The sequence below is a fragment of the Flavobacterium pectinovorum genome (genome assembly GCF_022802975.1).
In the GTDB taxonomy this organism is placed as follows: Bacteria; Bacteroidota; Bacteroidia; order Flavobacteriales; family Flavobacteriaceae; genus Flavobacterium; species Flavobacterium pectinovorum_B.
On record NZ_JAFEVZ010000007.1, the window covers coordinates 27,723 to 42,859 of the forward strand.

Here is a 15,137-nt window from a genome sequence, read left to right on the forward strand (position 1 = left end):
AAAATTGAAAAAAAGAAATGTCGAATTAGTCATCATTTCCGATGTGCATTTAGGAACTTACGGCAGTCACGCCAAAGAGCTAAACAACTACCTTTCAAGCATTAAACCAAAAACATTAGTTTTAAACGGTGATATTATTGATGCTTGGCAATTTAGAAAATCATACTTCCCAAAATCACATTTAAAAGTTATTCAGCGTATAATTGGAATGGCTTCAAAAGGCACAAAAGTGTATTATATTACTGGAAACCATGATGAAATCCTGAGAAAATTTAGTGATATGAATATGGGAAATTTTTCTTTGGTAGATAAATTAGTTTTAGAATTAGACGATAAAAAAGCATGGATTTTTCACGGCGACGTTTTTGATGCATCGGTACAGCACTCAAAATGGATAGCAAAACTGGGCGGTTTAGGCTATGACTATCTTATCCTGTGCAATCGATTTGCAAATTGGTGTTTAGCCAAATTAGGACGAGAACCTTATTCATTTTCTAAAAAAATAAAAGCCAGTGTAAAAAAAGCAGTAAAATTTATTTCTGATTTTGAAACAACAGCTACTGATCTGGCAATTGAAAAAAAATACGACTATGTTATCTGCGGACATATTCATGAACCTAAAATTATTGAAAAAGAAAACAAATATGGTTCAACTTTATATTTAAACTCAGGAGACTGGATTGAAAACTTAACCGCTTTGGAATATCATAAAAAAAGATGGAAATTATTCTCCTATTCTAACGCAAATTTTGCTGAATCCGAAGAAAACCTTTTTGAAATGGAAGACATTTTAACTTCACAATTAATTACTTCAATTATAAAACAGAAATAACATTTTAATTTATAGCGACTTATTGATTATTTAAAATACTTAAATCTTTTTTTTGAAAAACATGGGAATTACATAACAATTTTACAAAATTCTATACGTTTGTATAAAACAGTAATTATAATTTTGAACTAAAATTAATAACCATTTTTTATGAAAAAAATCATTTTATCTGCCATTACGCTATTAGGAATAGCGTTTTCTGCGCAATCACAAGAAATTTCTAAACACGCATTAGGATTACGTCTGGGAGACAATAACGGATTTGGAGGAGAAATATCATACCAATTAGGATTAAGCCAAAAAAACAGACTTGAATTTGATTTAGGATGGAGAGACGATAGACATGTTGATGCCATAAAAGGTGTAGCTCTTTATCAATGGGTATGGAATATTGAAGGAGGTTTCAACTGGTACGCTGGTGTTGGTGGTGGTATTGCAACTTGGGATTACGATTATGACGGACCTGGAGATTTTGACAAAAGCGGAACATATGTTTTTGCTGCCGGAGATATCGGTATCGAATACAGATTTAAAGAATTTCCTCTTACTTTATCATTAGATGCCAGACCTGAAATTGGATCAGGCTATTATGATGATGACAACTTTGGATTTGATGTAGGGTTAGGAGCAAGATTCAGATTCTAAATAAAAACATCTTACTTTATAAAAAAACCTGTCGTTTTTAAAGCGACAGGTTTTTTTTTATTTAATAATTATTTCTTTTTTAGAATGTATTTTCAAAACCGTATAAGGATAAGTAATTACCTGCATCACCATAGCATCTTGAGCAGGAGTATTTTCTTTTACAGTAATAATAATATTTTTATCGGTTTCTTCTACCTTTTCTACACCTATTGAATAGCCTCCGGTATTTTTCTCGCCCATATTAAGAATTACATAATTAGAATTATTAATATCATCCTGTTTCATTTTATCCTTTAAAAGCGGATCATTCTGAAGCATTAAAATTTCATTTGGCTCAGTCAAAATTTCAAAAAACCTGATATTTCCTCCACCGTCAGTTTGTTCCGTTAAAACTTCATACAAGGCTGTACTTGACTCTGATCCTTTTTTTGCTCCACAGGAAATCAAAACAAAAACTGTTAAAACCGAAATTACTTTTTTCATTTACCGCTTATTTATAGGTTAAAATCTAATCTTTATAATCATCTATAGCTCTTTGATATAACGCTTCATAGATAGGTAATATGTTTTTGATGTCGAATTTTTTTGCAACTTCCAAAGCATTATTTTTAAACTCATGTAAAACTTTGTCGTCTTTAAGGATTTTTATTGCATTTGAAGCCATTTCTTCAATATTTCCTACATCGCTTAAATATCCGGAAACGCCATCAAAATTCACTTCCGGCAAACCACCTGAATTACTTGAAATTACCGGAACTCCGCATGCCATCGCTTCTAAAGCTGCCAAACCAAAACTTTCTGTTTCTGACGGAAGTAAAAATAAATCAGTCAAAAGTAAAATTTTATCGATTTCATTACTGTTCCCAAAAAAAATCACCTTATCCAGAATCCCTAACTCCTGACATAAATTTTCTGCTTTTTCTTTTTCAGGACCGTCACCTACCATCATTAATTTGGCTGGCATTTCTTTCTGAATATTATAGAAAATCTTAATAATATCCGGAATACGTTTTACCTTTCTAAAATTACTGATATGTGTAATAATACGTTCGTCTTCTTTCGCCATCACAGAACGGTGACAAGGTGCCAACGGATCTTTTTTGACTTTATCCAACTCGATAAAGTTTGGAATCACCTTAATTTTATTTTTAATCTTAAATAATTTCAGTGTATCATCCTTCAAACTTTGTGAAACCGAAGTCACATAATCTGATTTATTAATACTGAAAGTTACAGCCGGTTTATAAAAAGGATGATTTCCAACCAATGTAATGTCTGTTCCGTGAAGCGTCGTAATCATCGGAAGATTAATTCCTTCATTCTTCAACATTTGCTTAGCCATATAACCCGCATAGGCATGAGGAATAGCATAATGCACATGCAACAGCTCAATTTTATAAAGTTTCACCATATCAACCAATTTGCTTGACAAAGCCAGTTCGTAAGGCTGATAATGAAACAAAGGATATTCAGGAACGTTTACTTCGTGATAATGAACATTTGGATTTAAAAGTGCCAATCGTACAGGCTGGCTGTAGGTAATAAAATGTATTTCGTGTCCGCGGCGAGCTAGTTCTAATCCTAATTCTGTAGCAACGACGCCACTTCCGCCAAACGTAGGATAACAAACTATTGCTATTCTCATATGCTGATAACTATTGTTTTTAGTGAGACGAAATTAAGAAAATTTAAGGCGTCTTTTATTAATATTTTGCCAAAAAAAATGGTTTCTAAACAGACGTAGAAACCGTTTTCACAAATATCAATATAAATTTTAATCGCTGTCTAATCTTTATTCTGTCGGACTGAATTTGTTTTTTAATAATTTAAAAGAAAAGGCTGCGCCAGCTCTCGACAGCAGAACCATTCTGGATTATATATGCTCCTAAAAACGACTATAACCATTATCTAATTGAATGAAATGTTTTATCATTTTACATATACTGAAGTAGCCACTGCATCGGCTGTACCATCTGTCAATGCAGTTCCTACACCGTTTTTCCAGACCATAGCAACAGTAATTCCTTTTTCATTCTTTTCAGAACCAACGATATAAATATCGTTATTAATCCCTTTTATAGATTTGAAAGTTACTTCACTTCCTGGTGCTACAAAATTTAATTCTACACCATTTTTCCAGTATCTGTGTCTATGAAAATTATTAGTTTTAGGAATTTGCTCACCGATAACATGAATAACATCGTTATTATCTACAAAAACTTTTTTAGCATAACCATAACCTTCCTTAAGGCTTCCATTTGTTAATGCAATAGGAATTCCATTTTTCCATATCATCGCTTTATCTCTCCAATTTTCACCTTCTCCATCTTCATGACCTGCTATATACACATCATTATTTTTAACAAAAACATCAAAACCTATTGACAATTGTTGACCTCCTGCTACTAACTTTAAAGTTCCATTTTCCCAAAGATAAAGATCTGTTTTATGACCAGCTATATATTTAGAAGTGCCTATACCATTAACTAATGCGTAAGTCTTATTATTATTTTCATAAATGGAAGTACAGTAGCCTGATAACAAAATTTCATCATCTAAAAGTGCCTGTTCCGTATAATTCTTAAATAATGTTGAATAACTTCTGTGGTTATCTTCATAAATATAATAAGCATCTCCATTTTTGACAAAAAAAGGAGAATAAGCATAATTCCCCACTGTTGTAGTATGATTGTAAACGAAAAAATTAAGTCCATTTTTCCATATTCTGCCTACAAAATTGTTATTGGCAGTAAATTCATAACCGGAAACATACACATCATCATTTTCAACATAAATGTCATTTACAACTGTTTTATTGAAAACCGGTGACGAGTTTGAAACAATTGTTTTTTTGTTATTTATCCATACAACCCCTGAATTACCATCAATTCCTCCAATATAAACATTAACAGGCTTTGCTGGATTATTAACAACATCGTCTTCTGCCTTTTCTGAATCACTGCATGAGTATAAAAAAGTAATTAAAATAAACTTGACAATAAAAAACTTCAATCCTTTGAATCTCATGTTATTTTTTTTTGAAATATAAAAAAGAAACTCTAAAAAAATTTAAAAGAAACGGCTATGCCAGCTATCTGCAGCAGGAACTTCCCATGAATCATTAAATTCTTCGATGTTGTTTACCAAATTATTAAACACAATCGTATTTTCAGAAACCGATTTATCTTTAACCATCTTTTTAAAATCAATCAATGGTTTGTGCGCTATGTGTTCTCCAAGTTTAAAAGTAACATTCATTTTATCTAATAAATCAACATTGTACTTTTTCTCCAAGCTTTGGATAAATTCAACCGAACTATCAATTGAACAACCTGTAGCAGCCTGAACATCCTGGTTGACTGCTAAGATGATAAAACGATTATATTTCAGCAAAAATGAAGCTTCAAGACTTGTGCCGTGTGCAGCCCATTCTTCTACAAAAGCTTTTAAATCAGTTTCGATTTCAGAAAATTCTTCCTCAGAAAATTTTCTGTTCGATTGATAAATCCAAACTCTGGACTCACCAGGTAAATTTTCAAAAGGTATATACATTTTATTTTTTCTTTTAATTTAACTTGTTTCAAGTTTAAAGTTTCAAGTTAAAAACTTAGAATCTTAGCAACTTAATTTACAGATCCTGTGCATTCGCAATTAATTCCGCAATATCCATAACTTTTACCTGCCCTTCTTTTTCTTTGTTTTTGATACCATCTGTTAACATCGTATTACAAAACGGGCAACCGGCTGCGATAATATCCGGCTGGGTTTCAAGCGCATCTTCTGTTCTTTCGATATTCACTTCTTTATTTCCAGGCTCGGCATCTTTAAACATTTGCGCACCACCGGCACCACAACACAATCCGTTTGCCTTAGAACGTTTCATTTCGACTAATTCAACATCCAGTTTTTGAATCAAATCTCTTGGTGCTTCGTACACTTTATTGGCTCTACCTAAATAGCAAGGATCGTGAAAAGTGATTTTCTTTCCTTTAAACTGCCCGCCTTCAACAGCAAGTCTTCCATCATCAATTAATAATTTTAGAAATTCTGTATGATGAATAACTTCATAATTCCCCCCTAATTCAGGGTATTCATTTTTTAAAGTATTAAAACAATGCGGACAAGCCGTGACTATCTTTTTAGCTTCATAGGCATTTAAAACCTCGATATTCATCATAGCCTGCATCTGAAACAAAAACTCATTTCCGGCTCTTTTTGCAGGGTCACCGGTACAGCTTTCCTCTGCGCCAAGAACAGCAAAAGAAACGTTTGTACGATTTAAAATTCGAACAAAAGCTTTTGTTATTTTTTTTGCCCTATCATCAAAACTTCCTGCACAACCAACCCAAAACAACACTTCAGGCTGTTTCCCTTCGGCCAGCATTTCTGCCATTGTTGGTACTACTAAACTTTCTGACATCTTATTCTTTTGTTAAATCGGTTAATCGTTAATTTGTTTAATCGCCTTATCAGCGAAGAACAAAAACTAAAACCGAAATTATTTTATTTAATCGATTAAATTGTTAAGCAAATAACCAATTAAACTTATCTAATTTTCATTTTTCCAATTCAATCGGTCTTGCTGACTGTATTGCCAAGGCGCTCCATTGTTTTCGATATTCGTCATCATTGCATTTAGCGACATTGGTGCGGCACTTTGCTCCATTACTAAATAACGGCGCATATCCATAATAATAGACAACGGACTGATATTTACAGGACATTCTTCAACGCAGGCATTGCAAGACGTACAGGCCCATAATTCTTCAGGCGTTATGTAATCGTTCAATAACGTTTTATTGTCCGGAACAAAAACTCCTTTATTGGCATCGATGTTTTTCCCTACTTCCTGCAAACGGTCTCTTGTATCCATCATAATTTTACGGGGAGACAATTTTTTACCGGTTTGATTTGCCGGACAAGATGATGTACAGCGTCCACATTCTGTGCAGGTGTAAGCATTTAATAATTGTACCCAGTTTAAATCCTGAACATCGCTTGCTCCAAATTTTGCAGGAACAGCATTTTCATCTGCCGGAGCTGCTGCAAACGGATCTGCATTGGGATCCATCATCAATTTTACCTCTTTGGTAACTGAAGCTAAATTATCAAATTGCCCTTCAGGTTTTAAATTGGCAAAATACGTATTAGGAAAGGCTAAAAGAATATGCAAATGTTTTGAAAAATACAAATAGTTCATGAAAATCAAAATACCCACAATATGCAACCACCAGAACGCTTCAAACAACAACACAACCAATTCATTTGACATTCCGTTAAAAACAGGTGCTATAAACTGACTAATTGGAAAACTGCCTGCTTTATGAAAAACTCCTCCCGGAACATTTTGCAAATGCAGGTCAGAAGCATTCATCAATAAAAACAATATCATCAGAACGGTTTCAAAATACAGAATATAATTAGCATCACTTTTAGGAAAACCAGTTAAGTCTGAATGTATAAAACGATTCAGTCTAACAAGATTTCTTCTAATCCAGAAAACAGTTACTGCAAAAATTACCAGTATCGCTAATATTTCAAAAGAAGCTATTAAAACATCATAAACTCCTCCTAAATAAGGCGCAAAAATTCGATGAGTCCCAAATAAACCATCTATGATAATTTCAAGTAATTCGATATTGATAATGACAAAACCTACATACACAAAAATATGAAGTATTCCGGCCACCGGACGCTTAACCATTTTTGACTGTCCAAGTGCTATCATAGCCATGTTTGCCCAACGCGCTTTAGGATTATCTTTCCTGTCTACATCGACACCCAAATTGATATTCCGAATGATTTTTTTTACGCTTAAAGCAAAAAAACCAAAACCGGCTATCAGAACTATAGCGAATAAAATATTATCTAGATAGCTCATTCCTCTTATTTTTTAGTCGTCGGATTCTCCTCTTCTGTTGGAGCTACGTAAGGTTTATTTTTCTTTCCGAAAACAGAAACATTTACGTAACGTGTTGGATGAAGACGTACATCCTGCAATAATAATTCTAGTTCTTTAGAAGTTTTAGATAAATTATTATACAAGGCATCGTCATTTAGCAATTTCCCCGCGGTACCTTTTCCTGAGTTTAAATTACTCATCAAACCATCAACCTTAGCCAATGTCTGATTTAGGTTTCTAACTGTTTTTCCTAAATCGGCCTTGTTTAAAGAATCTGAGATTTTATTAAAGTTGCTTGACATTTTATTAAAATTGGTCACAACTCCGTTAATCTGACCTTTATTTGTATCCAGAATAGAATTAAGACTTCCTGAAGCTTTATGAAACTGCTCCATAGTCTTACTTAATTCTGATAAAGATTTCTTTAAATCTTCCTGACCTTTTTTATCTAAAACATTGTTTAATCCGGAAACCAGTGTATTAATGTTAGCAAGCATTAGATCTAATTTTTGCTGAATTGGCTCAATTTTACCGCCCAAGGATTCTGTCAATCCTAATTGAACAGCTGATTCCAGAGTTTGTCCATCCACAGCCAGATCTTTATCTGCCATATTTGGAATAATTTTAATTTGTTTTCCTCCAATTAAACTTGGCGAATACAAGGATGCTTTACTCGTTTTAGAAATTGGAAAGTCAGTTTTCAACTGAAGTTCTACTAATAATTTACCGGTTGTTTCGTTGATTGTAATTTTATTTACTTTACCAATACCAAGTCCGTTTAATGTTACAGGAGCTGAAGATGCTAAATCCTCAACATTGTCATATTCTACATATAATGTTTTGTAATTCGTAAAAAGGTCTTTTCCTTTTAAAAAACTATACCCCCAAATAAATAATAGAATTGACGCAATGACTAAAATAGCCGTTTTAATTTCTCTTGTTAGTTTCAAAATTGTAAGTGTTTGTACAAAATTAATATAAATATCCGAACTTACCAGTATTATTTGATAGCATCCTGAATACTGATTTTTTCACCGTTTTTAGTTGCTACTAAAAAAGAAGCGCCATATCCTTTACTTTTAGCTTCTTGCAAATATTTTTTAGCAATTTCGTAATCTGAAGTTTCCTGATAGAAATATTTATAAATATTATTTTCATAAACCATCGTTATGCTTTTTAAGCCTTTAAAATTTTTAGGCTCTAACGGCGTTTTTTTGATGCTTGCAATAAGCTGTACCTTAAAAAAAGTTCCTTTGGGAGCATCCTTAACTACTTTGGGAGCAGTTTCAATCGTTTTAGGTTTGGCAGGAATAGAAGTGTCTTTTGCAGGTTTCACTTCATTAATTTCAGGGGTACCTGTTCCAAAATACTCTCTTTTATAACTTAAAATAGCCTGTGCAATTGCTTCAGCTATATCATCCTGACCAGCTTCTGAATTTAAAATATCACCTTCTGCCGGGTTGGATACAAATCCTGTTTCTACTAACACCCTTGGCATATAAGCCTTATGAAGTACCATAAAAGGAGCTTGTTTTACACCTTCCCCTCTTATTTTTTTTCCAAGTTTTCCAAAATTATCTTCAATTTTACTTGCCAATGAAATGCTGTTATCTAAATATTCCTCCTGCATTAATGTCATCCCAATCATTGATTCAGGCGAATTAGGATCAAAACCTTCGTATTTACGCTTATAATCTTTTTCTAAAGTAATAACCGAGTTTTCCTTTTTTGCTGCCTCAAGATTAGAAGCCACCTTACTCAATCCCATCACATAAGTTTCTGTTCCGTCTGCAGCCGTATTTTTATTTGCATTACAATGTATTGAAACGAAGATATTAGAATTAGCTCTGTTTGCAATATTTGCCCTTTCTTTTAAATCAATAAATACATCTGTCTTTCTTGTATAAATAACCTGTACATTTGGATTAAGTTCCAATATTTTTCCAACTTTCAAAACAATCGCTAAAGCAATATTTTTTTCAATACGCCCACTATAAACGGCCCCAAAATCATGATCACCATGTCCTGCATCAAGAGTTACCTTGAACACATTAGACTGAGAGTAAGCACAAAAAGAGGTTATAGTTAGAAAAAAAATAAATATTAGTTTAGTTTTGTTAAAAATGTTCATAAATCTAAAAGTTAATTTTAATAAAATGCAAAGCTATAATTTTTACAATTGATTATTTTTGCCAAAAAATTATATGTAAGTTTGACATGTCAAAAAACAAGCCATACTTTTACAAAAATAGCATTTAAACCTTTGCACACAAACTTATTTAATATCGTTTTATTATCATTTTTCCTAACTATAGGATGTGGTAATTTATATTCACAAGAAACAAAACCTAAAAAAAATCCAATACCTGCTGCAAGACAAACTGATAAGGCCAAAAAGGTTTCTACAGACACTACAAAAACGGCAACAGATACAATCAAAACTGACAGTATCAAACCCAAGAAAGCTTTTCTTGACGGAATAGTAAAACGTACAGCAAAAGGTTATCAGAAAATTGACCAAAAAAACAAAACGCTTACGCTTTATGATGAAGCAGAATTGTATTATAAGGATATAGAACTAAAATCCGGAATCATTGTCCTTAATTACGATAAAGACGAAGTATATGCCGGAAGAATAAAAGATTCTTCCGGAGTTTTAATACAATATCCGAATTTTAAACAGGGATCTAATGAGGTACAGCCGGATTCAATTCGTTTTAATTTTAAAACCAAAAAAGCTTTAATTTACAACTCAAGAACTCAACAGGGAGAATTTAAAATAAAAGCAGAAGTTACCAAGAAAGAAAACGACTCTGTTTACTATTTAAAAGGAGCACGTTTTACTACCTCTACAGATGTTGACAACCCAGAGTATTACTTCAGAACCAGTAAAGTAAAATTTGTTCCCGGAAAAAAAGTAGTTGTGGGTTTAACTAACATGGTTATTGCCGACGTTCCTACACCTATTGCATTACCTTACGCCTATTTCCCAATGAGTCAGGAAAAAAGTATTTCGGGTATCATTATACCAAGTTATAATGACTCTAACACCCGAGGGTTTTCATTACAAAACGGAGGATATTATTTTGCTTTAAGCGATAATTACGACCTTACAGTTTTAGGAGATTATTATACTAACGGAAGTTATGCCATGCGTTTTGAATCTTCTTATGCAAAAAGGTATAAGTACAGAGGTAATGTTAATTTTCGATTTGAGAATTTAATATCCAGCGAAAGAGGTTATCCCGATTATTCAAAACAAAATATTTACAACATTCAGTGGTCACACTCAAAAGATTCTAAGTCTAATCCTAATTCGAGTTTTTCTGCCTCTGTTAATATGGGTAGTAGTAAATATTTTAAACAATCCATTAATCAGGCTAATATTGGCTCCAGTTTAAATAATACGCTTAGTTCTTCCATTTCCTGGAATAAAACTTTTAATACAATTCCGCAAGCCAGAATAGCATTAACTGCAACACATTCTCAAAACACGCAAACTGAACAAATTAGCATGACCCTTCCTTCTCTTCAGGGAAGTATTGATCGTATATATCCTTTTGTTGGAAAAGACGGTGTAAAAAAAGGATTAATCAAAAATATCAATTTACAATACAACCTGAGTGGTAAAAATAGTTTTACTACAACTGATTCTTTATTTTTTAAACCTCAAATGTTTGAGAATGCACAAATAGGAATGCAGCACAGTATCCCCATAAGTACCAACTTTAAAATATTCAAATATTTTAGTGCCAGTGCCTCTACAAACTATCAGGAAACCTGGGTTACCAAAACAATTAACAGATCTTATGACAACACTTCAAATTCTGTTGTAGACAAAACAGTTAATGGGTTTGATGCTTTTAGAACTTATAATTTTAGTTCAAGTTTAGGAACTACCATTTATGGAACTTTTAAATTTGGTGACACAAAAAAAATACAAGCTATACGTCATGTTATGCGACCTTCTGTATCTTACTCTTACACCCCAAGTTTTGAGCGATATTATGACACTTATGCAATAGATGCGATTGGCACAAGCTACAAAGACTATACCCGATTCGAAAATGGTGTTTACGGACAACCCGGTAAATCAAATTCAAACATCATCGGTTTTGATTTGAGCAATACATTTGAAGCAAAAGTAACCGACAAAGACAGTACTAAAACCGAACCTAAAAAAATGATGCTGCTAAATAATTTAAATTTCAGCACCAGTTATAATTTTAATGCCGACGGCAAAACAACATTCGCACTTGAACCTGTTCGTGTCAGTGGTGGAACTCAATTATTTGAGAATAAAATGAATGTAAATTTTGCCGCGACTTTAAATCCTTATGCAATTGATAACTCTGGGCAGCAAATTAATGTTTTCAATATTAATAACGGAGGAAGTCTATTTAGAATGACAAGCGCCAATATGACCCTTAATTATTCGTTTTCAAACAAAAACGACAAAAAGGGTGAAAACAAACAAAGCGAGCGAAACGGAGGCCGTAGTGACGATTTATTCGGCACCAACACCGACATGAATGATACACGAAAAAGCCAATTTGCAGAAGAAGAATCTGAGAATGTAATTACCGAATTCTTTAATTCAAAACTTCCCTGGGATATGACAATGGCTTATTCATTAACCTATTCAAATACAAATAGAGAAAATAAAATTACAGGAAATTCTATCATGGTTTCTGCCAATATGGATATCACTCCAAAATGGAAAGGCGGAATCTCCACTGGTTACGATTTTGTACAAAAGGGGGTTACCTTTACCCAACTTCGTTTTGAAAGAGACTTATTAAGCTGGAGAATGTCTTTTAACTGGACACCTCTTGGTACATATGCTAACTGGAATTTCTTTATCGGAATAAAATCAGGAATGCTTAGCGACATCAAATGGGATAAACGAAACAGCCCAAACAGATAGACACACTCCTTAATACAAATTTTAAATACTTTGAATATGAAAAAAGTAATCTTCACAGAAAAAGCACCAGCTCCTATCGGGCCATATAACCAAGCTATTTTATCAGGAAACACACTTTATGCTTCGGGACAAATAGCTATAAATCCATCAACAGGAGAACTTGTTACAGCAAACATCAATGATGAAACACATCAGGTAATGCAAAATATTGCTTCAATTTTAGAAGCTGCTGACATGACTTTTGAAAATGTTGTAAAAGCTTCTATTTTCATCATGGACATGAATAATTTCGCAGCAATAAATACTGTTTACGGATCTTATTTTAACGAAAAAACCGCTCCAGCACGTGAAACGGTTCAGGTGGCTTGTTTGCCAAAAAATGTAAATGTTGAGATTTCTATAATTGCTGTGCAATAGCATCTAATAGTAATTGTGCCGTTGCCTCATTAGTTGCCAGCGGCACATTATGAACATCACACACTCTAATTAACATATTAATATCTGCTTCGTGCGGATGACTCGACAAAGGGTCTTTAAAAAAGAAAACCATTTGAGTCAAACCCTCTGCTACTCTTCCTGCTATTTGAGCATCACCACCTAAAGGACCTGAGAGCATTCGTCTTGTTTTAAAACCTGCTGCCTCAGCTTTTCCACCGGTAGTACCAGTACCAATAAGACTAACACTTTCATTTTGCAGAACAGTTGTATTTTTAATTAAAAAATTAATTAAATCTGCTTTTTTTCCGTCATGCGCAATAATTGCAATTTCCATTCTAAATTTTTTATTTATTAGCAACATGATAAGCTATCAGACCATCAATTGGACGTCTTAAAACATTACCTAATTTTAGTTCATACTTATCAAATATTTCCTGTAACTCATCTTTTAAATAAAAAGCTATAGAACCTACAAAATGAACAGGAATCTCCTGACAGTTATCATATTGTTTAATATAGTTTTTAACGAAAGATTTCATCCCTTTAAAGATAATTTTTCTGCAAAAATCAGAATCTTTATGCTGGATTAAAAACTTCGCAAAAGTTGCCAGATAGGCATTTGGATTTGGTTCTTTATACAATTTATTTTTGATGTAGTCAGCATCCAGATTATATTCCTTTTCAAATTCAACAGCCAGTTCTTTAGGCATTTTATTGAAATAATATTTTCTGATTAATTCTTTTCCAAAAACATTTCCACTGCAATCATCCATTGCAATATAACCTAATGATTGCACTTTTTGATGCAAAACTTTTCCATCAAAATAACTACAATTAGAACCTGTTCCTAAAATACTAACAATTGCCTCTTCTCCTTTTGGAGTAGTGGCATATACTGCTGCATAAGTATCTTCATGAACCTCTACAATAGCATTCTCAAAATACTTTTGAAATTCCTGAGATAAAGATTGTTTCATTCTGTCTGTACCACAACCCGCCCCGTAAAAGAACAAATGTGTAGCTTCTTTTCTATTTTGCGAAATATCAAAACGATCATTTACTCTTTCGATAATCTCAGGACCTTCAAGAATTTCAGGATTTAACCCTAAAGTCTGTGTTGTGAACAATACTTTACCACTATCATCAATTGCAATCCAATCAGCTTTAGTAGATCCACTATCAACTATTAATTTCATTTTAGTTTAGTTTTTTTTAGTTAGTTTACCCCCTAATTAAAAGTGTGTTTTTTACATTAATTAAGGACGTAACAAAATAAGAAATCCCGTTATTTGGAAATAACGGGATTTTCTCACTTAATAAAAAATTATTTTAAACCTGCGATATGCACAGATAAATCAATTAATTTACTAGAGTATCCGTACTCATTATCATACCAGGATACTAATTTGAAGAAAGTTGAATTCAATCCAATTCCTGCCGTAGCATCAATGATTGAAGTTCTTTTGTCAGAGATAAAATCCTGAGAAACAACTGCATCCTCAGTATATCCTAAAATTCCTTTTAATGAAGTTTCAGAAGCATTTTTCAATACAGCCATAATTTCTTCATAAGAAGTTTCTTTAGCCACTTTTACAGTTAAATCTACTGTAGAAACGTCAGCAGTAGGAACACGGAAAGCCATACCAGTTAGTTTTCCATTCAATTCTGGAATAACTTTTCCAACCGCTTTAGCAGCTCCTGTAGAAGATGGGATAATGTTGATGCTTGCAGCACGTCCACCTCTCCAGTCTTTTCTAGAAGGGCCATCAGCAGTCATTTGAGTTGAAGTTGTAGCATGAACAGTAGTCATTAAAGCCTCAACAATTCCGAAATTATCGTGAATAACTTTAGCTAAAGGAGCTAAACAGTTTGTAGTACAAGAAGCGTTAGAAACAACTAAATCAGAAGCTTTTGCAGTTTCGTGGTTCACACCCATTACAAACATTGGAGCATCTGCAGACGGAGCAGAAATAATTACTTTTTTAGCACCACCTTTAATGTGTTCATTTGCAGTTTCGATAGTTGTGAAGATACCAGTACACTCAGCAACTACATCAACATCAACTTCGTTCCATTTTAAGTCGGCTGGATTTCTTTCTGCAGTAATACGGATGTTTCTTCCGTTTACATACAATTTTCCTTCTTTTACTTCTACAGTTCCATCGAAACGACCGTGAACTGAATCATATTTCAACAAATAAGCTAAGTGATCTACATCTAATAAATCGTTGATAGCTACTACTTCTACATTATCTCTATTGAATGACTCTCTAAAAACGATTCTTCCAATACGTCCAAATCCGTTTATTCCTAATTTTACTTTTGACATTTTACTCGATTTTGTTTTTGTTTTTATTTAACATATTTAAAATTTAGCATTCTAACTAAACTTC

15 protein-coding genes are annotated in these 15,137 nt (G+C 33.1%); 4 read left to right on the plus strand and 11 right to left on the minus strand.

Going from position 1 to position 15,137, the window contains the following annotated elements:
• The first annotated feature begins 4 nt into the window (after positions 1–4).
• Both FLV_RS11640 and FLV_RS11645 read left to right on the plus strand, forming a co-directional pair.
• Positions 5–832 (plus strand): UDP-2,3-diacylglucosamine diphosphatase, encoded by an 828-nt coding sequence (locus FLV_RS11640; RefSeq protein WP_243234015.1) that lies wholly within the window; start codon positions 5–7, stop codon positions 830–832.
• A 150-nt stretch (positions 833–982) separates the two neighbouring features.
• Positions 983–1,477, plus strand: coding sequence for a porin family protein (locus tag FLV_RS11645; RefSeq protein ID WP_243234016.1), 495 nt, complete (start codon positions 983–985; stop codon positions 1,475–1,477).
• 57 nt (positions 1,478–1,534) lie between these two features.
• On the opposite strand, the gene FLV_RS11650 is transcribed toward FLV_RS11645, so the two are convergent.
• The 8 genes from FLV_RS11650 to FLV_RS11685 form a co-directional block, all read right to left on the minus strand.
• On the minus strand, positions 1,535–1,960 hold the full coding sequence (locus FLV_RS11650; RefSeq protein WP_243234017.1) for a protease complex subunit PrcB family protein: 426 nt from the start codon (positions 1,958–1,960) through the stop codon (positions 1,535–1,537).
• A 25-nt stretch (positions 1,961–1,985) separates the two neighbouring features.
• On the minus strand, positions 1,986–3,122 hold the full coding sequence (bshA, locus tag FLV_RS11655; RefSeq protein ID WP_243234018.1) for an N-acetyl-alpha-D-glucosaminyl L-malate synthase BshA: 1,137 nt from the start codon (positions 3,120–3,122) through the stop codon (positions 1,986–1,988).
• Between the two features lie 284 nt (positions 3,123–3,406).
• Positions 3,407–4,504, minus strand: a complete 1,098-nt coding sequence (locus FLV_RS11660; protein ID WP_243234019.1) for a hypothetical protein — start codon at positions 4,502–4,504, stop codon at positions 3,407–3,409.
• Positions 4,505–4,546: 42 nt separating this feature from the next.
• Entirely contained in the window at positions 4,547–5,029 is a 483-nt protein-coding gene (locus tag FLV_RS11665; RefSeq protein WP_243234020.1) for an ABC transporter ATPase, read from the minus strand.
• A gap of 76 nt (positions 5,030–5,105) precedes the next feature.
• On the minus strand, positions 5,106–5,897 hold the full coding sequence (locus FLV_RS11670; RefSeq protein WP_243234021.1) for a (Fe-S)-binding protein: 792 nt from the start codon (positions 5,895–5,897) through the stop codon (positions 5,106–5,108).
• Between the two features lie 129 nt (positions 5,898–6,026).
• Positions 6,027–7,358 carry a (Fe-S)-binding protein gene (locus FLV_RS11675; RefSeq protein ID WP_243234022.1) on the minus strand — a complete coding sequence of 444 codons (1,332 nt, stop codon included), beginning with the start codon at positions 7,356–7,358 and terminating at the stop codon, positions 6,027–6,029.
• A gap of 5 nt (positions 7,359–7,363) precedes the next feature.
• The gene (locus tag FLV_RS11680; protein ID WP_243234023.1) at positions 7,364–8,329 is read right to left on the minus strand and encodes an MlaD family protein; all 966 of its coding nucleotides are present in this window, start codon (positions 8,327–8,329) and stop codon (positions 7,364–7,366) included.
• 50 nt (positions 8,330–8,379) lie between these two features.
• Complete coding sequence (locus tag FLV_RS11685; protein ID WP_243234024.1) at positions 8,380–9,510, minus strand: N-acetylmuramoyl-L-alanine amidase; 1,131 nt, start codon at positions 9,508–9,510, stop codon at positions 8,380–8,382.
• An 81-nt stretch (positions 9,511–9,591) separates the two neighbouring features.
• On the opposite strand from FLV_RS11685, the gene FLV_RS11690 reads away from it, so the two are divergent.
• Positions 9,592–12,306: a putative LPS assembly protein LptD gene (locus FLV_RS11690; protein ID WP_243234025.1), complete on the plus strand. Its 2,715-nt coding sequence runs from the start codon at positions 9,592–9,594 to the stop codon at positions 12,304–12,306.
• 36 nt (positions 12,307–12,342) lie between these two features.
• Positions 12,343–12,723: a RidA family protein gene (locus tag FLV_RS11695; RefSeq protein ID WP_243234026.1), complete on the plus strand. Its 381-nt coding sequence runs from the start codon at positions 12,343–12,345 to the stop codon at positions 12,721–12,723.
• Here the strand turns inward: FLV_RS11695 and FLV_RS11700 are convergent.
• The 3 genes from FLV_RS11700 to gap all read right to left on the minus strand — a co-directional run bounded on the left by FLV_RS11700 (position 12,704) and on the right by gap (position 15,073).
• The gene (locus tag FLV_RS11700) at positions 12,704–13,078 is read right to left on the minus strand and encodes a methylglyoxal synthase (protein ID WP_243234027.1); all 375 of its coding nucleotides are present in this window, start codon (positions 13,076–13,078) and stop codon (positions 12,704–12,706) included. The genes FLV_RS11695 and FLV_RS11700 overlap by 20 nt on opposite strands.
• 10 nt (positions 13,079–13,088) lie before the next feature.
• Entirely contained in the window at positions 13,089–13,940 is an 852-nt protein-coding gene (locus tag FLV_RS11705; RefSeq protein WP_243234028.1) for an N-acetylglucosamine kinase, read from the minus strand.
• A gap of 128 nt (positions 13,941–14,068) precedes the next feature.
• On the minus strand, positions 14,069–15,073 hold the full coding sequence (gene gap / locus FLV_RS11710) for a type I glyceraldehyde-3-phosphate dehydrogenase (protein WP_243234029.1): 1,005 nt from the start codon (positions 15,071–15,073) through the stop codon (positions 14,069–14,071).
• Positions 15,074–15,137: the final 64 nt, after the last annotated feature.

What these genes read in the sequence shown, in the direction of transcription:
- gap (WP_243234029.1), bottom strand. Translation starts at nt 15,073, where the DNA reads ATGTCAAAAGTAAAATTAGGAATAAACGGATTTGGACGTATTGGAAGA.
- FLV_RS11670 (WP_243234021.1), bottom strand. Translation starts at nt 5,897, where the DNA reads ATGTCAGAAAGTTTAGTAGTACCAACAATGGCAGAAATGCTGGCCGAA.
- bshA (WP_243234018.1), bottom strand. Translation starts at nt 3,122, where the DNA reads ATGAGAATAGCAATAGTTTGTTATCCTACGTTTGGCGGAAGTGGCGTC.
- FLV_RS11660 (WP_243234019.1), bottom strand. Translation starts at nt 4,504, where the DNA reads ATGAGATTCAAAGGATTGAAGTTTTTTATTGTCAAGTTTATTTTAATT.
- FLV_RS11685 (WP_243234024.1), bottom strand. Translation starts at nt 9,510, where the DNA reads ATGAACATTTTTAACAAAACTAAACTAATATTTATTTTTTTTCTAACT.
- FLV_RS11665 (WP_243234020.1), bottom strand. Translation starts at nt 5,029, where the DNA reads ATGTATATACCTTTTGAAAATTTACCTGGTGAGTCCAGAGTTTGGATT.
- FLV_RS11645 (WP_243234016.1), top strand. Translation starts at nt 983, where the DNA reads ATGAAAAAAATCATTTTATCTGCCATTACGCTATTAGGAATAGCGTTT.
- FLV_RS11700 (WP_243234027.1), bottom strand. Translation starts at nt 13,078, where the DNA reads ATGGAAATTGCAATTATTGCGCATGACGGAAAAAAAGCAGATTTAATT.
- FLV_RS11650 (WP_243234017.1), bottom strand. Translation starts at nt 1,960, where the DNA reads ATGAAAAAAGTAATTTCGGTTTTAACAGTTTTTGTTTTGATTTCCTGT.
- FLV_RS11675 (WP_243234022.1), bottom strand. Translation starts at nt 7,358, where the DNA reads ATGAGCTATCTAGATAATATTTTATTCGCTATAGTTCTGATAGCCGGT.
- FLV_RS11705 (WP_243234028.1), bottom strand. Translation starts at nt 13,940, where the DNA reads ATGAAATTAATAGTTGATAGTGGATCTACTAAAGCTGATTGGATTGCA.
- FLV_RS11695 (WP_243234026.1), top strand. Translation starts at nt 12,343, where the DNA reads ATGAAAAAAGTAATCTTCACAGAAAAAGCACCAGCTCCTATCGGGCCA.